This is a genomic window from Dyadobacter sp. CY345 (assembly GCF_021502725.1).
Lineage (GTDB): Bacteria > Bacteroidota > Bacteroidia > Cytophagales > Spirosomataceae > Dyadobacter.
Map to the genome: position 1 here is coordinate 69,969 of NZ_JAKFFS010000007.1, position 19,485 is coordinate 89,453.

Consider the following 19,485-nt stretch of genomic DNA (forward strand, 5'->3'; position numbering starts at 1 on the left):
ATCACTTGTCATCACGATACAAACGCTTCAAAACATTTAAAAGCGTCTGGATTTTTAAGTAACACCTATATCAGATGATGGCTTTCCAGCTCAGGTCAGTCAGGTTCAATAATTTATATGCCGTAATAGATTTACCGGTTTTAGTACAGTCGCACCTTTTTATAAAGGTCGATAATATTAGTGACTTTCATTTTTTCAAAGATCCTGGTTTTATGTGTACTCACGGTAGTAAGTTTCAAGTTGAGTTCGAGTGCAATCTCCTTGATCCATTTACCATCCATCAAAAGGTCAAGAACTTCTGTTTCGCGAGGAGATAGGGCAGCTGGTTCGGTGGTTGTACGGCCGGATGTCTTGCTAAAAAAGCTTTCTGCAACTTGCTGCTGTACCCACTCAGTCATGTATGTTTTATCACCCAAAACTTGTTGGATAGCATTGTCAATCTGATCCATCGGAGAATTTTTAGGCAGAAAACCATTTGCTCCTGCACGCAAAAAATTCAACGCATGTTTTTTTTCTTCATGGCCAGTGAAAATCAGGATTCTAGCGTTGGGCTGAATTGATCTGAGCCTGTCAACCATTGCGTAGGATTCACCACCGGGAATCTCCATATCCAGTACAATCAAATCCGTAATGAAACCTGAATTAATTAGGTTGGTCCCCTTAATAAATGTGTGTGCCAGTTTTATGGATGAATCGGGGAAACGATCTTTTACAATGTTTGCAATAGCATAGGCGACCAGTTCGTGGTCTTCAATAATTAAAACGTTGTGCATGTGATGAGAAGGACGGTCTTATAATTAATTGGGGCAAGATAAAGCTATTAGCTTCATTTACATAATAGGAGGTCTGGCAAGTAGCAACTTTTTTTGTAGTAATAGTTTCATATAAGGTGAGATATAGTTAGTAACATTCCTAGCTGTATCATGAATATCCACTACATGTCTAGTTGAACAATTGCCTTAGTTTTGTGATATCCTGATGTTCAAAGAAATTTTATTTCAAGCGCTATCGATGGTACAACTTTACTTCCACAAGTAAACCTAAAACATTACTGTTTAAAAGATATTTAATCCTAACGTATAACGTCCGGGTTATCCGTTATTTCTTTCGCCGAACATACGACTAGCGAAGGTTATTTAATTGACTGGCCAAAAACCCATTGATGCTTAGAAGCCCGGACTACGCTTCCCATTACACTGTTAGTTTATTGATTTCAATTCTCCCTATCTATTAATTTATTTTTTAAATGAAAGCAAAACAACTACGATCACGAACGCTTTGTTTAACTGCGTTTACAGGCCTATTGTTTACATCAACTACTATCTTGGCACAGGTGAAAATTGGAAGCAGTCCTACTGTTATTGCAACCAATGTTAACCTGGATGTACAAGCAACGAACGGTAACAGGACTGTTGTATCACAAGACAATGGTTTTGTAGGTATCGGAACGGTAGCACCAACAAACCTGCTGTCACTTGGGGCTGGGTTTGGCGCAAATGTTACAGCTGTTGCAGGCAAAAAACTAGCTGTTACCCAAACGGCAGCCGGTGATGACTTTTATGGTTTTGGTGTTAACCCCGGTGTGCTACAATTTCATGCCGCTTCTTTAGCTGATGAAGCTCCGGCAATGGTGCTTACAGGTGCTGGCAAGCTAGGTGTTGGTTCTGTTGCTCCAAGCTCCAGACTACACGTAAATGAGCCTAACGATCCGTTTTTTGGTTCGGCAATTGCCCATTTTGGCCGGCCAGGAAATAAGCTATTTTTCTTTGAAACTACGGCTACGCTTGGAGCGTACAACGGCTTGGTGAAAGAAGGCGACTCCCATATCATATTCTCTCCTGACGGAGACCCGTTTACTGCTATGGCAGGTGGTGGCCTAGTCATAGCACCTTGGGCGTCGGGCGCAACATCAGGTCTGAAAATTATGGAGAACGGTCATGTTGGCGTTATGACATCCACTCCCACAGCGGCTCTATCCGTAAATGGAGATGCGAATAAGATTGGCGGAGGAGCCTGGTCGGTTTTTTCTGATATACGATCGAAAGAAAATGTACATAATTACAACAAAGGTTTGAATGAATTGATGAAGATCCGTCCCGTTACTTTCAATTACAAAAAAGAAATGAACTGGGGAACAAAAGATTATGTAGGTATCATTGCACAGGAAGTCCAGGGAATACTCCCAAACATGGTGAAGGAAATAACCGTTGGTCAAATCAAAGACTTCAAAGAGGTTGATCCTAATGAATTTACTTATCTTCTTATTAATTCGGTGAAAGAATTAAAGGCTCAGGTTGATGCACTAAAATTGGAAAATACTACCCTGAAATCACAGACAGCAAAACTTGACGTTCTTGAAGCGAAATTAGCTGTTATTGAAGCAAAACTAGGGGCTGTTGATTTGAATACTCCTGCTCTTTTAGGGAAGTAGTAAAATCATCTGATATTCATTTCGATTGAAACGAAAAATAGTCAGGTATTTTCTTACTCAAACTCACAACGGTTATGATCAGATTTTATAAATATATTTTACCGGTAAAAGCCTGTGCATACGTCTTTATAGTGTCGGCTTTTGCGTCGGCTACTTATGCTCAGCAAGGTAGTTCCGGCAACACGACGATTTACGGTGGCGCAGAGATGACCTTATACGGCAATCACAACTTCGTTACCGGAGGCAATGGAACTCAGCCTGGAATTGTCGGTACAGTACGAACTGCTCCTTTTGGAGTACTCAATTTTGCTTCTTCTGCTTCAAGCCACGTAGGTGCCAATGACGCCAATCATGTAGATGGATATATTCGAAAGGATGGATCGGGGTCATTCATTTTTCCTACTGGGGACAATGGGCATTATGGCCCTTTTGCAGCAGTAGCAAACGGTACAACGGGCGCTTATTTCTTTGCCAATGCCGGGACCGCCGTTACGTCAAATCTGGCTGGTGGGAACTACGCAGCCTTACCTGCCGGTGCGCCATTTAATACGGCTACCAAAGCGGCTGATCTTACAACCGTAAGTGCTGTGGAATATTGGGATATTGACGGAGCCACCCCAACCGCAATCACACTAACATGGAGTGCCTCAGGTGCAATTAGCGCATTGACAGGCAGCAATCTGAGTAAATTGACGATCGCAGGCTGGAATGGCACGCAGTGGGTCCGGATTCCTTCGGCTGTCGATGTTACATCAACGCTGGGCGGTGCCAGCGATCTTACGGCTGGGTCAATTACCAGTACTGTTAGCTTTGCTCCAAATACATATACCGCTTACACTTTCGCTGCAATGGCAGATTCTCACGTTCCGTTTGGTTGTACAACCTACGCCTACGTGGTTAGTCAGGGCACCGGTACTTCTGACCCAAATGTCCTGTCACAAGTTGATCTGGTAACAGGCGTAACCACCGTGCGTTGGCCCGGGAAATGTAACGTCCATCCGCATCACGGCTTTCCCGAGTAATGTCACAAGCCTGACAGTTGACGGGATAGTTTACACTTCCCTGCCAGCAGGTGGCATCTTGGTACCTACTGATGGCACTGGTTCACCGACAGTCCCAATTCTTGTAGATCCAACCATCGACGGCACTCCAGTCGGCATTACTTTTGTTTCTATTGATAACGCAGGTAAGGAATCTGCTAATACCGGTACTGCTGCAATAACAACAACGACTCCGCCAACTGCTTCGAACGACAACGGAACCACGACGCCTGGTGTTGAAGTTCTGATACCGACACTGGATAATGACACCCAGGGCTCAGCCTCGAAAGATCCAACTTCGGTACTTTTAATTGACCCCGCTGATGGTTTGAAAAAGACGTCAGTTACGATTCCAGGTGAAGGAACCTACACGGTAAATTCTACGACGGGAGTTGTTACATTTACACCGGAAGCAACATTTAACAATGCTAAATCCACCATTACCTACACTTACAAAGATATTAATGGTAATGAGTCAAATGTAGCTACAATCACTGTCAATATGGGACCTCTTCCAGTAACACTGGTTTCATTTACTGCTGCCAAAGAAGGGGTGACAGCACTTTTAAGCTGGTCAACTACGATGGAAACCAACAGTGAGAGGTTTGATATTGAGCATAGTTTGTCTGGGAAAAACTGGGAAATAATCGGTTCAGTAGCATCACACGGTGAAAGTGCCCAACAGGTAAACTATACCTTTACGCATGCCACCCTTTCAATAGGTGAAAATCTATACCGTCTTAAAATGGTAGATCGGGACGGAACCTTCGCTTACAGTAGGATACAGGGCGTTAAATCTGATTCAAACGTTGAGCTAATCTCTTATCCAAATCCGGTCAGTGAACGTCTAATGATTAATAACTTCGGGCTTGTTAAGGACATAACATTATACAGCAATACCGGACAGATGGTCATCCATAGCAATGCGTTGACAGCGCAAGGCATTGATCTTACCAAATTGGAAGCAGGGTTATATATGGTTAAGCTTAACTTAACGGATGGAAGACTAATTACGCAGAAAATTGTTGTGATAAAATAATAAATTAATTAAAGCGGAAGAAGCAGACTACCGCCGGTAGTCTGCTTCTTTTCTTAGTTCAAACCTTGAATGATAATAAAAACAAGCTTCAAGAAGTTGCAAACCTTTATCTCCGCGTAGGAAATGGAATAACAAGTTCTTCGCCTCGACTAGCCATATCTTTCGATTTACCATTAGCCTTCATAATGGCTTCTTTGCTCACGTCATATTTGCCGGAAACAACTTTTAAGATATCACCCGGCCCGACAGTGTGGACTGCTTTTACACGGATTTTTAGCTTATCACCCGCTTTTAGTTCTGAAATCGATGGGTTTAAAGACTTCAAAGTTTCGGTTGTAAGGTTATATTTACTGGCCAGGGAAGAAAATGTCTCACCACTTTTCACAGTACGCGTAATTTCTCTTCCTCCAATTTTTGAAGCTATCACTTTCGGATCTTCCAGCTTTTTCGGTTCCTCTTTTTTTGTTTCTTCTTTCTTTTCCTCCTCTTTCTTCTCCGATGCCTTCGGTCTTTCTTCCACCGCAACTACCGCTTCTTCCTCTTCCTCGTCGTCCGTCATATCACTTGTCACCGGTTTTTCTTCCGTAGTATCAGCTGCGGCTGACGTAAGTTCTTCCGAATTGGTAGCATCGTCAGATATATATTCATACCCAACATAAAGCATAGCCAAAACTAGAAGTACTAACACGAACAAGGTAATAACTGGCAGGTTTGATTTTTCTGTTGGGCGTATATTTCTCTTTTTCGGGTTTTCGTCTTCCATAGCTTAATAATGATTCGATTGAACGGGTGACTTGTTTTTACACGAAAATAGCAAACGGCTATTATTTTACAACTTCATTCTTTAATTCCTTGTTCATTAACGCAACTTTGTCTTTCAAACTTTCCTTAAAGATATCCAGTCTGTTGGCCACTGCAAGATCACTCGCTCCGATAATTTGTGCAGCCAAAATGCCTGCGTTTCTCGCTCCATTTAATGCCACCGTTGCAACCGGCACTCCGGATGGCATTTGCAGAATAGATAAAACGGAATCCCAGCCATCAATAGAATTACTTGACAAAACAGGAACACCGATAACAGGCAAAGAAGTAAGCGACGCAACCATACCAGGCAAATGTGCTGCCCCGCCTGCACCGGCGATAATCACTTTCAAGCCTCTGTTCCTGGCTGTGGCTGCATATTCAAGCATACGTTCCGGCGTCCGGTGCGCTGAAACAATCTCCATCTCAAACGTAATTCCAAGCTCGTTTAGTGCATCTGCTGCTTCCTGCATAACCTTCCGGTCAGACAGGCTTCCCATAATAATTCCTACCATTTATTTTTATTTTTTGATACGGTATAAAACCGACATGTCTATATCTGCGGAGCTCCGCTAACAACTTTTATATTTTTCTTAACAAATTCTACCTTCTCTTTCAAAGCAGCAATATTATTATCCATGATCGTAATATGGCCCATCTTCCGGAATGGTTTTGTTATCGCCTTCCAATACAAAAACGGGAATACCTGCTCGGTCGCCAGCAATTTTTCCATTCCTTCATAAACCGCCGGGCCTTCAAAACCATCTTCTCCAAGTAAATTTACCATTGCGGATGGCGCATAAGTTTCTGTACTTCCCAAAGGTAAATCCAGGATCGCCCGCCAATGCTGTTCATATTGAGATGTTGCATTGGCTCTTATGGTATGGTGTCCGCTGTTGTGCGGGCGAGGAGCGACTTCATTTATAAGCACTTCGCCGTCCGCAGTCAGAAACAATTCCACGGCCAGCAAACCTACAATCTTAAAAGATTCAGCCGTTTTCCTTGCGATTTCCTGAGCTTTCTGATCTGTTTCCTGACTAATTTCCGCCGGTGCAAAAAGGTACTCGACCAGATTAAGTTCGGGATGAAAAACCATTTCCACGGTTGGGAAACATTTAATTTCTCCGGACGGATTTCTGGCAACAATTACAGCAAGTTCTTTTTCAAAAGGTACCGCTTTTTCCAGCAATCCTGGTTGGTCAAAAGCTTTTTCAATATCGGCTTCGGTCGTAACGCGCTGCACGCCGCGACCGTCGTAACCATCACGCCCAAGTTTGTGAAAAGCGGGTAGAAAATCTATAAAATTCCGTACGTCTTCACGATTCTCAGTGAGGATGAAATCAGCGGTAGGAAGCCCTTTTTCCAGATAAAACTGCTTTTGAATTCTTTTATCCTGAATCTTGCGAATAACAGAGGGCTGCGGATAAATTCGTTTTCCTTCCTTTTCAAGCGCTTCCAACGCTTCAACATTTACCTTTTCAATTTCTATGGTAATGACATCCAGATTTTTACCAAACTGATAAACGGTGTCATAATCTTGTAAGGAACCTTGCGTAAATTTCGGAGCAATTTTGCGGCAGGGCGCTTCTGCGTCGGGGTCTAAAATATGAATGTCAAGGTTCCAGTCTATGGCGGCTTGCAGGAGCATCAGTCCTAATTGACCACCGCCAAGAATACCTATTCGGGATGAAAGCATTTAGTAGTTCGATTGTATTTCTGCAAAATTGGTTGAAAAAGCGCGAACTTAAAACTCTTTCTGCCAATAATCGTAATTAGATAAGCGTCTTACCGTATAATGGCTTATTTCATAAAACGGATCAGTCCAATTTCAACTAACAAAAAGAACAAAGCGGCATAAAGGAAATATTTCCAAAGACTTGTTCCGAGATTTTGCTGCTGAAACTCCTGAGCAAAAGCGTCGTCATCGATTTTATCAAAAATCTGAACATTTTTTTGTCCGGAAAAAATATTCCGTAGTTCCGTCGGGGAGTAATAATCCAGTTTGGATTCTGCATGATTATGATTCAGCGCCAATAATTGTTCAGTTTTATTATCCTTGATAAGTTCGAAGTATCCCGCATCCAGTTCGCTTCCGGTTTGGTCGCCCTGCGGAATTTCCAGTAATAACTGATTACCAATCAATTTTTGGACAGGAATAATCTCTGCCTTATTGCGGCGCAGTTTGTAAACGCTGTTTTGATTTTCAGCATTAACCGTTAGCACGATTGGATTTTCATCAAACGTGAATGCCGTGCGTTGCGCTCTTACACTTAACGCAGCCATTTTATACATAATCGGAACAAATATTGCATGTTGCGCCATGGATCCAAATTCAGGAATCAATGGTGAAGCAAACAGATATATTTTCCCTTTGCCGCTCGAAATCTGACTCAGATAAGGCTGGCCGCTGCGAAGGGTCAGAAGTGGCTGTCCGGCACTCGTCCATGACCAGGCAGGCGATGCAGATGGCAGATTAAGATTCAATTCCTGCCGGATCGATTCTTCAAATACATCACTAAAAAATGGATTGTTGCGGTCGGGAGCTGAAATCGAAATTAATTCACGGTTCGCAGGTTTTTCTGCATTCAGCCCATTGACACCAAAATTTTGAAGTAATGTATTATAACTTCCCGCATTCGGAACGGATGGTGGTATGACGGTCAAGCTGCCTCCTTTTCTTACAAAATCCTGAATCTCTGCGGCCAGCGTTCCCGAAGGTTGTTCAACACCTTCAAGCAAAACCATATCTGAGTTTTTAATTAAACCAGGATCGACATTCTGAGAAGCAAAACTCTGAAGAGCGAACAGGCTGTCGTTGGCATATACGTTGCTGATATAATTTCCTTCAAATTTTTGACCATATATATGCAGAATCCGGATAAGCGGAGAGGCGTTAAGGACGAAATAATAATCGTTGTCGAAAGTTACGGGGAAGTCATCGAAAGTGATTCTTCCCTGTTTGAATCCTTTCCCTTTCAGATTAAAATTAAATTTTGCGACGGCGTTGCCATTGGCGGGAACGTTGACGGATGCCGTGGAGGATTGCGTATTGTCTAGAATAAGTTTCAAAACGACTTTTTTTGCCTCGCCACTTCCAGAGTTACTTACTTTTACAAAAAGAACATTATTTTGCAATTCTCTGATAAAAGGATTGCTCAGCCATACGGAATCGACGAAAACATTCTTTTCTGCAACCGCCTGAACAGGTACAAGGAAAAGCTGGTTAACAGAATCGGTTTTGAGTTTTGTCAAATCACCGGAGGTACTTTTCTGGAAGTCGGAAAACCAGAAAAACTGGTTTTTGCCACCATTCTGGTGTCTGGATAATAAGTTTTCCTGACGCTTATAAATTTGTTCAAAAGTACGTGGAGTATGTGAAAGTCCGATGGTTGTGAACCGGTCACGAATTTTTTCAGCAGGGTAAAGACCTTGTTCAACAGCGGAGAAGTCGTTGGTTATTAATTGAAGAGAAGTCGCATTTTTAAATAGTCCTAACAATTCGTTGAGCCGTGTGGTCGCAATATCCAGATAACGTTTGTTATTCGACTCGTTTTGCATACTGAAAGAATTATCCAGATATAGGCTTGTTATGCCTTTTCTGTCCACCGACGCATTATTTTTTCCTGGTAAAAAAGGCTGGGCAAAGGCAAAAACCAAACAGGTGATCGCCAGAATTCGCGCGGCCATAATCAGCCAGTGTTTTATTTTTCTGATAGAACGGGTTTGTGTTTCAACGGCTTTCAGAAAAGCGACATTTGTAAAAAAAACACGTTTCGTTTTCCTGAAATTAAAGATATGAATAGCTATCGGAACCGATATTGCTAGTAAACCCCACAAGAATGACGGAAACAGAAAACTCATTTAGTTTCGGAAGTTAATTTTAAGCTGCCGGTCTTCGGCTGTCGACCCGGGCTTCAAGGAATATATATCTTAAAGAACGCAAATTTTTCAAATATCGGTGATAAACTTTTGCTTTTTATTCATTTCCGGAAATATCCGAAACCTGAATCCCAAAGTCGTTGGCGATTTACACTATTTATTTCAACCGCTTTCTGATAAGTCAACTGCTTTTTTCTAACTTTGCAGTTCATTCAATGGGCGCTGAAAACAGATTGAGTTCAGTAAACTTTTGTAAATAAAGAAATTGATTAATTTTTAACAGAATTATGGCCAAAGTATCGGTGAACAAACACCAGCCTGTTTATCAAATGCCTACGAATCCGGCAGCGGTTCGTACGAAAAGGTATGCGTTGCCAACCAAAAAATACATCATGCTGGCGATGAAGAATTTCTTCAAAGCACAAATCAAATGGATTTTGCTGCCGGTAGCATTGCTTCTTATTAACGCAGTTGTGAACATTACAGGAGTATATTCAAATATCTGGATATATGTTGTAATCGTAGTTGCAGTGATTCTTTACATTTTATTTTGGGTAATTCAATTTACCGGGATTACGCAGCTTGCACAATACAAACCGATGTTTGAGAAATTCTCATACGAAATCGACCAGCGTCAGATTTTGATGAAAATGAATGCGAAAGAAGGAAGTATCATGAAATGGGAGCAGATTCAGGATGTTTATAAAGATGAAGAAGCTTACGTCATGGTAATTTCGAGAGGACAATTTGTTCACTTGCCATATTCCATTTTTACCTCAGAACATGATATTAAAGTGTTTGAAAGGATTTTGAAACAAAAAGAATTTTTGAAAGAAAAATAAGTTTTTCTGAAAAAAGTATAAAAGCGAAAATTGGGGTGCCCCCGGTTTTCGCTTTTTTTGTTGGGTAATTTAATTTTATTGAAATTTTTCTGTCACCCCATTGGGGTTCAATCTGGCTGTTGAAACATTTTCTATTTCTATAATACTTTCATCCCTTCGGGATTGGGCTTCGGAAATAAATATTGTTACAATTCATAAGTCATATAATTTATTTACCTCGGAATGTAATTTAGAAGGTATGAAATTTTTCTGTCACCCCTTCGGGGTTCAATCTGGCTGTTGAAACATTTTCTATTTCTATAATACTTTCATCCCTTCGGGATTGGGCTTCGAAAAAGATCCTTGTCACCCCTTTGCGGTTTACTCTGGCAGTTGAACAATTTCTATTTCTATAATACTTTCATCCCTTCGGGATTACGCTTCGTATAATAGATGTTGTTACAATTCTAGAATCGAATGATTCATTTCCCCCAGTATCTAATTCCTAATGGATGAATTTTTCTGTCACCCCTTTGGGGTTTTATCTGGCAGTGAAGCATTTTCTATTTCTATAATACTTTCATCCCTTCGGGATTAGGCTTCGAAAAATAAATATTTTACAATTGTTAACCTTAAATTCAGTAATTGATTTACCTCGGATTATAATCCCGAAGGGATGAAAGTATTGTAGTAAAAAGCCTGATAACCTGGGCTTAAAACCCTGAAAGGGTGAAAGAACCTTCGCCTCAAAATTATTTAAGCTAAATTTTGCGTTAACATTTGATAGATTAAATTTTATATTTGAATCATCTATACTCCAATTATTAACGATTTAAATATTTCTGAATCAGGGTTTTACTACATGGTAATTCATATAAACAAATATTCACTTGCGGATACTTACAAATAATCAGGAAACGCAGGTGCCGGGTTTTTTACATGATATGAACCAAAGCTTCTTCAAAATCGTAAAACCAGTATGAAAAAAGCCTATTTTTACGGCTTCTTGTTTCAATAGACCTTTAATTTATGTCAAATAACCTCTTCGATTTTGGAATGATTGGGTTGGGAGTAATGGGTAGAAACCTATTGCTTAACACCGCCGATCATGGTTTTTCTGTTATTGGCTTTGATAAGGACCCAGCCAAAACGGTAGCTCTTGAGGCCGCTGCAACAGAAGGAACTACTGTGAAAGGAGTTCCGGATCTTGCACAGATGGTGCAGCAATTACAGCGTCCACGGAAATTGATGATGCTTGTACCAGCCGGAAAACCGGTTGACGATGTGATCGAGTCACTTCTGCCTTTGGTTGAAAAAGGAGACGTGATTATTGATGGTGGAAATTCTCATTATACTGATACTTTACGCCGCGTTAAATATCTTCGCGACAAAGAAATTCACTTCATGGGCGTTGGTGTTTCTGGTGGCGAGCAAGGCGCACGTACCGGCCCAAGTATTATGCCCGGCGGAGATTTAGAGGCCTATGCGCATGTGAAACCTTTATTGGAAGCTATTGCAGCAAAAGTCAACGGCGAACCTTGTGTTGCCTATCTTGGAAAAGAAGGAGCAGGCCATTACGTGAAAATGGTGCATAATGGTATCGAATATGCGATCATGCAGTTGATCAGCGAATCGTATACTTTGCTGAAACACGCCGGCCTGAATAACGACCAGCTTCACGAAACCTTCAAAGCCTGGAATGAAGGCGTGTTACAATCTTTTCTTGTTGAAATCACTGCTGACATTTTCCTTCAAGACGACGACAAGACCTCAGCGCGCCTGCTGGATGTAATTTCTGACAAAGCTGGTTCAAAAGGAACCGGAAAATGGACTTCCCAAGATTCAATGGAATTGCCTGTCGCGGTTTCAGTTATTGACAGCGCGGTTGCGATGCGTACCGTTTCAGGATATAAAGAAGAAAGAATCCAGGCAGCTGCATTATATAATGAAGCTGGCGCACCGATCAACGTTTCGACTGACGAATGGATCAAACAGGTTCATGATGCACTATATTTTGGTACGATATTGAGTTACGCCCAGGGTCTTGCCATGCTTTTCCAGGCGTCGAAAGAGCTGGCAATGGATATTCCGTTACCGGATGCTGTAAGTGTGTGGCGCGGCGGATGTATTATCCGTTCGACCTTATTGGCAACTTTCACACACGCATATAAAAATACACCTGGTTTGTCAAACATTCTGCTTGATTCGGGTGTTGCGGAAATCATAAAATCTGTTGAAAGCAATACACGGGCGGTGGCTGCGCAGGCTGCTTTGAGCGGAATTCCTGCTGCGGCTTTGATGTCGTCACTGGCTTATTTCGATGCCTACCGCAGCGAGCGTATGGCAACAAATCTGATTCAGGCGCAGCGTGATTATTTTGGTGCCCACACGTACCAGCGTATCGATATTCCGGGAACTTTCCATACCGAGTGGAATCATTAATAGCGTGTAACTTTTATGAAAACAAATAAAAGACCGCCTGCTTCCATACTTTTTATTTTTGGAGGTAGCGGTGACTTAAATTACAGAAAATTAACGCCGGCACTTTACAATCTTTTTTTGGATGAGTGGATGCCGGATAAATTTGCAATCGCCGGCATAGGCAGAAGCTCATATAGCAACGAGGAATATCATGGTCATTTATTGGACGGGATAACCAAGTTTTCCCGTCGTAAAGGGGAACAGAACGGGCATTGGAAAGATTTTGCCAAGCATGTTTCATATCTTCAAATGGATGGAGACGATGCTTCAGCTTATCATAAGATTACCGATCTGGTTAAGGAAAAAGAAGCGGAATGGGGACAACACCCAAACGTGATTTTTTATTTGGCCGTGGCTCCGCAGCTTGTTCCTTCAATTGCTACGAAACTTGGTGCGCTGAATCTTTGCAGTGATGTGCATTGCACCAGAATTGTAGTTGAAAAACCTTTTGGTCATGATCTGAAAAGCGCGCACGAATTAAATGCTTTGCTTTCGAGTATGTTCAAAGAGGAACAAATCTTCCGTATCGATCATTACCTTGGTAAGGAGACCGTTCAGAACATCCTTGCATTGCGCTTCGCGAATGCACTGTTTGAGCCAATCTGGAATCGTAATTATATTGATCATATCCAGATCACCGCTGCTGAAAGTGTTGGTTTGGAAGGTCGCGGAGGCTATTTTGAGAATTCCGGTGCCTTGCGTGATATGGTTCAAAACCATATTTTGCAGATACTTTGTATGGTTGCGATGGAAGCACCTGTTTCCTTTGATGCCAACGAAATTAGAAATAAGAAGGTAGATGTATTAAATGCCATTCGCCGGATTACGCCTGATAAAGTAAGTGAGCATGCCGTTCGGGGACAATATTCAAGAGGCTGGAAAAAAGGCGAAGAAGTGGTTGGATATCGTGAGGAAAAGGGAGTAAATCCTGAATCTGCGATTGATACTTTCGCTGCCGCAAAATTTTATATAGACAACTGGCGCTGGCAAGGTGTTCCTATTTACGTCCGTACAGGGAAATATCTGAACCAAAAGGCAACGCATATTACGTTGCAATTTAAATCTGCGCCGCATAACGCTTTCCCGGACGAATCTACCGATACCTGGCATTCTAATAAGCTTACGATCAGCATTCAACCGGAAATGGATATCAGTATTCGTTTTCAGGTAAAACGTCCTGGGCAAACGATGACTCTGGATCCTGTGGATATGACTTTCAGTTATGACACCGAAGCAGACCATGCACCGGAAGCTTACGAAACTTTGCTGTTGGATGCAATGGAAGGTGATCCAACGTTATTTATGCGGGGAGATCAGGTCGAGGCTGCATGGAAGGTGATTATGCCAATCTTAGAACATTGGGAAAGTCACAAGCCAGCTGATTTTCCGAACTATACGCCTGATTCCTGGGGGCCGGAAGCAGCAGATAAGCTGATTGCACAGGAAGGGCATACGTGGATTAATGTACCATCAGCATAAAACGAAAATTATGTCTCAACTTCATATTGCAGAAGACGCAGAACAGGTTAGCGCAGAATTGGCAGCCTGGCTTGGTTATTATATTCCGGAAGTTTTAAAAAAGAAAGACAGGTTCACTTTTGTTCTTTCCGGTGGAAATACACCTAAGCAGTTGTATAAATTACTGGCTGCGTCGCCGTTCAGCGAAAGTATTCCGTGGGAACAAGTCCATTTTTTCTGGGGTGATGAAAGAGCGGTTCCGTTTGAAGATTCTCGTAACAATGCAAAAATGGCCTACGACGAATTACTGGATAAAGTTGATATTAAAGCTGAGAATATTCACGTCATGCGTACGGACATGAGTGCCCAGGAATCAGCTGCTGAATATGAAAAAATATTGAAGGAGTATTTTGAAGGTGAGGAAACTACCTTTGATTTTGTCTTGCTGGGTATGGGCGATGATGGGCACACTTTGTCTTTATTTCCGGGAACGCCAGTAATTCATGAAAAAGATGCGTGGGTAACTTCCTTCTTTTTACATTCGCAGGATATGTTCCGCATTACGTTGACCGCACCCGTGGTTAATCATGCAGCATGTATTGCTTTTCTAGCAGTGGGTGCTGGCAAAGCAGAAGTTTTAAAACATGTTCTTGAAGGACAATTCGCGCCGGATACTTATCCTTCGCAGGTAATCAAACCTATAAAAGGAGAACTTCACTGGTTTATTGACGAAGCTGCTGCAAGCGGGTTGACTGCATAAAAGTTTCAGTAAAATATATTATAAGGGGTAGTATCGATTCGATATTGCCCCTTTTTACTTTTAAAAAGAACCTTTGAATTTGATACGTGCTCATCAAATTACCACTACATTTACGGCAACATTAGTCAGCCAGGAAGAACTTGAAAACGATATTAATTATTGACGACGAAGAAAAACTTCGTGCGCTTTTAGCAAGAATTTTAAAATCAGAAGGCTTTGAGGTGCTCGAAGCGGGAGACTGTAAATCGGGGTTAAAAAGTGTGGAACAAAATGACATCGATGTCGTTTTGTGTGATGTGAAATTGCCCGACGGAAGCGGTGTCGACATGGTTTCCAAAATAAAACTTAAAAAACCACAGCTTGAAGTTATCCTGCTCACCGCCTACGGAAATATAACAGACGGTGTACAGGCAATGAAAAATGGCGCTTTTGATTATATTGTAAAAGGAGATGATAATGACAAGATAATTCCTTTGCTTCACCGCGCTATCGAAAAAGTACAATTACAAAAGCGGGTTAAGGAACTGGAAAAACGTGTCGATGATAAGTTTTCTTTTCAGGCAATTATTGGTAAATCTAGATCAATTCAGCAGGCCGTCGACCTTGCGCAAAAAGTAGCTCCAAATGATACGAATGTGCTTTTAACGGGAGAAACCGGGACCGGTAAGGAAGTTTTTGCACAGGGAATTCATCAGGCAAGCCAGCGAGCCGGGAAAAATTTTGTAGCATTGAATTGTAGTGCTTTTGGTAAAGATATTCTTGAAAGTGAGTTGTTTGGTTACAAGCAGGGAGCGTTTACAGGTGCAAATAAAGATAAAAAAGGGTTGATCGAAGAGGCGAATAATGGGACACTTTTCCTGGATGAAATAGGGGAGATGCCTCTTGAATTACAAGCAAAATTATTGCGTGTGCTGGAAACCAATGAGTTTATCAAACTGGGTGATACCAGACCTTCCAAATCCAATTTTCGCCTTATAGCAGCTACGAATAGGGATTTGAAGGTTGAAAGTGAAGAAAAACGTTTTCGCTCCGATCTTTATTTTCGTTTAAATGTATTCCAAATTCAGCTTCCGGCTTTAAGAGAAAGGGTAAAGGATATTGAGCCGCTTCTTCAGTTTTTCGTGGCGCAGTTTTCCGCAAAAATGAATAAAAAAACGCTTACTTATTCAGACGAATTTCTCAAAAAACTGGAAACGTATAAATGGGTGGGGAATATTCGTGAGCTGAAAAACGTCGTTGAACGCGCCGTGATTTTAAGTGATGACCAGCTGGAAATTGATAGTCTGCCTTTTGAAATTCAGCAATCTGAACCAACGGCTAAAAATGGCCAGCTTTCTGCTTTTTCAATGGAAAGTATAGAAAAATTACATATTCAGAAAGTGCTGAATTATGCCAGAGGAAATAAAGCCGAAACCGCAAGATTACTGGAAATCGGTATTGCTACACTTTACAGAAAACTGGAAGAGTACAATATCCATTAGATATCAGGAAATATTTTCAAGATAAAAGGAGGAGCGGACGCGGATCAATTAACCTGCGTCCGTTCATATTTCATGGCTAATGGATTTGCGTTATTTTTTCATCAATTTGTAAAGCATATTGCCCGGCATTGTAATACGTGCGGTGCTGTCAATATCCATATTCAAAGAGCTGAAAATATCTTTCTCAACATTGAGCTCGCTTTTATCCTGAATTTTAATATTCGTCTGACCAAGTTTATTATTTTCAGCGATTTTCAGCATGGCCTCCTTTTTGTAAACTGCGGTAACCTGGCCGATATCAGTACTATCCAGAAGCGTGTAACCTCCGCTGGCCTGTAATTTCAATTGAGTTGTTTTAAGCCCTTTGATTTTATAAGAAACGTCTGTTGAAATAACTTCCGTGAGATTAGTAACATCTATATGGACTGTCGGACCAAAATAAGGCACTTTGGTTTCGGTAAAATTATTTCGCTTCGGATATATCAAACTCACTTCAAGCGTATCACCATGCATTGCTGACTTGGCTTGTTTTGTGAATGTCGGGTGCATTTTGACATCGTTGGTTTTTCCTGACTGAATTTCTACGAAACCATTTAAATTTCCTTTCAAAACGATCACGCGAATCGGTTTTACCGTGGTAGAAATGTAGCCTGGTAACAGATCATCCGACTTCATTTTTTTATATTTTGCCTGTATTTCCAAATTACTCCCAAGCATTGCGATCAGTGTAATAAAGGCAATGACGATAAGAAGTTTGTTGCTTGTTTTCATGTCATTTTAATTAAAATGTTGCAGGATAAGCCGTGTCAATAAAAGTTTTATATCGCTGTTGCAATTCTTCAATGCTGATATCGAGCATGTAAAGTGTCCTGAAAAATTCTGGAAGTTCACTTTCCAGAAATCTTTCTTTTCGGTATTCTCTGATTCTGTTGGTTGCTTCGGCATCCGTAAAATATCCCACACCACGCTTATTGAAAATGATGTTTTTGCCTTGCAGATATTCATAGGTGCGCATGACCGTATTTGGATTTACTTCCAGCGTTGCGGCCAGATCTCTCACCGAAGGAATTCTATCATCGGGCGGCCATTTACCAAGCAGCAGCTGTTCACAGATATAATCTGCGATCTGCAAATAGATTGATTGTTTATCTTTAAATTCCATAATTCACCGGGTTAAATTTCCTTTTCTTTTAATCTTACGAATGCGATATACCAGAGCCCAAGGACGAAGAACACCAGAAATATTTTTATTAATAGAAAAGTGGATTCGCTGTATTCAATTTGGAACATCGCGTTTCTTCCCACAATATTCCACTGCCCAAATGGCATTGCACTAATGGCAGGATCAGCGTCGGTGAGACTCCTTACGAACGTTCTGTTGATTAAAGAAAAGACAATAATAAAGGAAACCAGCACTGAAGCAGTTTTAATATAAGTTGCCTTTTTGAAATAAATCGAACCTAAAAAACATACGCCCTGTACCAGGTAATAGATGTAAACAAGCCGCGCGAGAAAATGTAGATTAAATTTTCTATTAAGTATGTCCTTATTGTCTAACGCAAGAATTTCCATAAACCAAATATGCATAACAATAAACAGGGCGATAAGTACTGTTGCGAACGCAAGGTTTCCTGTCAGTGCTGCCAGAAATTTCTCCGTTTGTGAAGCTGGAATTAATATGGCGTTGATCCCTTTTGTTGAAGATGCATATTTGTCAAACACTAGACTGGCCGATAAGCTGGTACAAAATGTTATGAAGAAATAAGCTAGCGCATGTAAGAAAACCGGATCAAAACCTAATTTTGAATAATCAATCGTCGGACTCATCATAATCAGCATGAGACCAAAAATAACTGCAAGCGAAAGCAAGCTTCTTTTTCCATTTTCGGCAAAATCCAGTTTAAGCAGAAGCCAGTAGCGGTGAAAACTAAAAACCTGATTCATATAGATAAGTTTTAAGGTTTGACATTGGAGATGATTTGGGAAGAGATTTCAGGATCAGAAAACCTAAAATCAGCAGCAGTTGAATCAGCAGTTTCATGGTTTTTGAAAGATTTTCCTGATGCGTGCAGGATTGTTCATCACAGCATTGAACAAGCGTTCTAGGTCAACACGGCTGTCTTCCTGCTCCAGGTTTTCCATTACAACGGTATATCCTTTTAGGGAAGGCTCTGAATACAAAATCCTGGTGTCGTCTTCGGCAGTAACCAACGTTGTAAAACGAAGTTTTTCACTGATCTCGTCAAGACTATGATGCACGAGAATTTTGCTGTCGTCCAGGATAATGATTGAATCAATAAGATTGTCCAGGTCCCGAACCTGGTGTGTGGATATCAGAATGATGCGGTGAGGATCCAGGGCGGAAGAAACGACTTTTCTAAACTGGCTTTTCGAAGGAATATCAAGCCCGTTCGTCGGTTCATCCATGATCAGATGTTTGGTATTGGTCGCCAAACCGAAACTGATCAACACCTTTTTTTTCTGTCCATAAGAGAGGTCTGTGATTTTGTTTCCCTGGGGTATCTCAAATTCTCCCAGATAATTACGGAACTGTACTTCATCAAACTTTGGATAAAAAGGCGCAAGCGTCTCAATGTACTTTTCAATGGTTACCGAGGGAAGATCGATTTCTTCGGGAATAAGAAAAAAATCCTGCAAAAACGAAGGTTGTCGTTTTTTTGGCTCCCAACCATCGATCTCGATTTTGCCGGCTGTCGGATATAAAAGTCCTGCTATGTTTCTTAGCAAACTGGATTTACCAGCCCCATTTTTGCCAAGCAGCCCGTATATATTTCCCGGATGAAGCTTAACTGACAAATTTTCAAACAGCAGCTTTTTAGAACTGTATCCAAATGACACCGAGTCTACGTGAATCATATAGTACTTATTTAGTGTTCTAGTGTAATAGTACACATCAAATGTATGCGATTGATTTCAGAATATCTAGCATTTTTTGAAAAAAATATAAAAAAAGAAGGCCTCTAAGCAGAGGCCCCCTTTAAGGATAACTTGTTGCATTTTAATTTTAATGGATTATGTCAAGGATGATGCGGGTTATTTGATTTCAGTAAATAAGTTATTGAAGTATGAGTTCAAATTTGATCAGGTATCTGGCCAAAATCTGATCCATGTATCAAAGAAGCTACACGTCAATTAAAACGCTGTTAAACTATCCTTAAAATGAGGTTAAAAAGTATATTTGAAAAAAGTGTCAATTTATAGAAGCATTGAGTTTTCGAGTAACTAATTTTTCCAAACCCGATAATAAGACGGAACAATTATATTTCTGAATCT

17 protein-coding genes are annotated in these 19,485 nt (G+C 41.0%); 8 read left to right on the forward strand and 9 right to left on the reverse strand.

Annotated elements, in window-relative coordinates:
* Nucleotides 1–140: 140 nt before the first annotated feature.
* A complete protein-coding gene (locus L0657_RS25590) occupies nt 141–773 on the reverse strand; it encodes a response regulator transcription factor (protein ID WP_235153630.1) in 633 nt (210 codons plus the stop codon).
* 560 nt (nt 774–1,333) lie between these two features.
* On the opposite strand from L0657_RS25590, the gene L0657_RS25595 reads away from it, so the two are divergent.
* The 3 genes from L0657_RS25595 to L0657_RS25605 all read left to right on the forward strand — a co-directional run bounded on the left by L0657_RS25595 (nt 1,334) and on the right by L0657_RS25605 (nt 4,510).
* A complete protein-coding gene (locus L0657_RS25595; RefSeq protein WP_235153952.1) occupies nt 1,334–2,431 on the forward strand; it encodes a tail fiber domain-containing protein in 1,098 nt (365 codons plus the stop codon).
* A 74-nt stretch (nt 2,432–2,505) separates the two neighbouring features.
* A complete protein-coding gene (locus tag L0657_RS25600; RefSeq protein WP_235153631.1) occupies nt 2,506–3,453 on the forward strand; it encodes a hypothetical protein in 948 nt (315 codons plus the stop codon).
* A 58-nt stretch (nt 3,454–3,511) separates the two neighbouring features.
* Entirely contained in the window at nt 3,512–4,510 is a 999-nt protein-coding gene (locus tag L0657_RS25605) for a T9SS type A sorting domain-containing protein (RefSeq protein WP_235153632.1), read from the forward strand.
* 106 nt (nt 4,511–4,616) lie between these two features.
* Here the strand turns inward: L0657_RS25605 and L0657_RS25610 are convergent, their stop codons facing one another.
* The 4 genes from L0657_RS25610 to L0657_RS25625 form a co-directional block, all read right to left on the reverse strand.
* Nucleotides 4,617–5,273 carry a LysM domain-containing protein gene (locus L0657_RS25610; protein WP_235153633.1) on the reverse strand — a complete coding sequence of 219 codons (657 nt, stop codon included), beginning with the start codon at nt 5,271–5,273 and terminating at the stop codon, nt 4,617–4,619.
* 61 nt (nt 5,274–5,334) lie between these two features.
* The gene (gene purE / locus L0657_RS25615) at nt 5,335–5,826 is read right to left on the reverse strand and encodes a 5-(carboxyamino)imidazole ribonucleotide mutase (protein WP_235153634.1); all 492 of its coding nucleotides are present in this window, start codon (nt 5,824–5,826) and stop codon (nt 5,335–5,337) included.
* Between the two features lie 38 nt (nt 5,827–5,864).
* Nucleotides 5,865–7,007, reverse strand: coding sequence for a 5-(carboxyamino)imidazole ribonucleotide synthase (locus L0657_RS25620; protein ID WP_235153635.1), 1,143 nt, complete (start codon nt 7,005–7,007; stop codon nt 5,865–5,867).
* A 104-nt stretch (nt 7,008–7,111) separates the two neighbouring features.
* Nucleotides 7,112–9,172, reverse strand: a complete 2,061-nt coding sequence (locus L0657_RS25625) for a BatA domain-containing protein (protein WP_235153636.1) — start codon at nt 9,170–9,172, stop codon at nt 7,112–7,114.
* Between the two features lie 305 nt (nt 9,173–9,477).
* Between L0657_RS25625 and L0657_RS25630 the strand changes: the two genes are divergently transcribed.
* The 5 genes from L0657_RS25630 to L0657_RS25650 all read left to right on the forward strand — a co-directional run bounded on the left by L0657_RS25630 (nt 9,478) and on the right by L0657_RS25650 (nt 16,191).
* Nucleotides 9,478–10,032 (forward strand): YcxB family protein, encoded by a 555-nt coding sequence (locus tag L0657_RS25630; RefSeq protein WP_235153637.1) that lies wholly within the window; start codon nt 9,478–9,480, stop codon nt 10,030–10,032.
* Between the two features lie 1,008 nt (nt 10,033–11,040).
* Nucleotides 11,041–12,453: an NADP-dependent phosphogluconate dehydrogenase gene (gene gndA, locus L0657_RS25635; RefSeq protein WP_235153638.1), complete on the forward strand. Its 1,413-nt coding sequence runs from the start codon at nt 11,041–11,043 to the stop codon at nt 12,451–12,453.
* A 15-nt stretch (nt 12,454–12,468) separates the two neighbouring features.
* Nucleotides 12,469–13,971, forward strand: coding sequence for a glucose-6-phosphate dehydrogenase (gene zwf, locus L0657_RS25640; RefSeq protein ID WP_235153639.1), 1,503 nt, complete (start codon nt 12,469–12,471; stop codon nt 13,969–13,971).
* A 10-nt stretch (nt 13,972–13,981) separates the two neighbouring features.
* Nucleotides 13,982–14,710 (forward strand): 6-phosphogluconolactonase, encoded by a 729-nt coding sequence (pgl, locus tag L0657_RS25645; RefSeq protein WP_235153640.1) that lies wholly within the window; start codon nt 13,982–13,984, stop codon nt 14,708–14,710.
* A gap of 140 nt (nt 14,711–14,850) precedes the next feature.
* The gene (locus tag L0657_RS25650; protein WP_235153641.1) at nt 14,851–16,191 is read left to right on the forward strand and encodes a sigma-54 dependent transcriptional regulator; all 1,341 of its coding nucleotides are present in this window, start codon (nt 14,851–14,853) and stop codon (nt 16,189–16,191) included.
* Nucleotides 16,192–16,281: 90 nt separating this feature from the next.
* Here the strand turns inward: L0657_RS25650 and L0657_RS25655 are convergent, their stop codons facing one another.
* From L0657_RS25655 to L0657_RS25670, 4 genes are all read right to left on the reverse strand, one after another.
* A complete protein-coding gene (locus L0657_RS25655) occupies nt 16,282–16,962 on the reverse strand; it encodes a hypothetical protein (RefSeq protein ID WP_235153642.1) in 681 nt (226 codons plus the stop codon).
* 10 nt (nt 16,963–16,972) lie between these two features.
* Nucleotides 16,973–17,353 carry a GntR family transcriptional regulator gene (locus tag L0657_RS25660; RefSeq protein ID WP_235153643.1) on the reverse strand — a complete coding sequence of 127 codons (381 nt, stop codon included), beginning with the start codon at nt 17,351–17,353 and terminating at the stop codon, nt 16,973–16,975.
* An 11-nt stretch (nt 17,354–17,364) separates the two neighbouring features.
* The gene (locus L0657_RS25665; protein WP_235153644.1) at nt 17,365–18,135 is read right to left on the reverse strand and encodes a hypothetical protein; all 771 of its coding nucleotides are present in this window, start codon (nt 18,133–18,135) and stop codon (nt 17,365–17,367) included.
* 93 nt (nt 18,136–18,228) lie between these two features.
* Nucleotides 18,229–19,068, reverse strand: coding sequence for an ATP-binding cassette domain-containing protein (locus tag L0657_RS25670; RefSeq protein WP_235153645.1), 840 nt, complete (start codon nt 19,066–19,068; stop codon nt 18,229–18,231).
* Between the last annotated feature and the right edge of the window lie 417 nt (nt 19,069–19,485).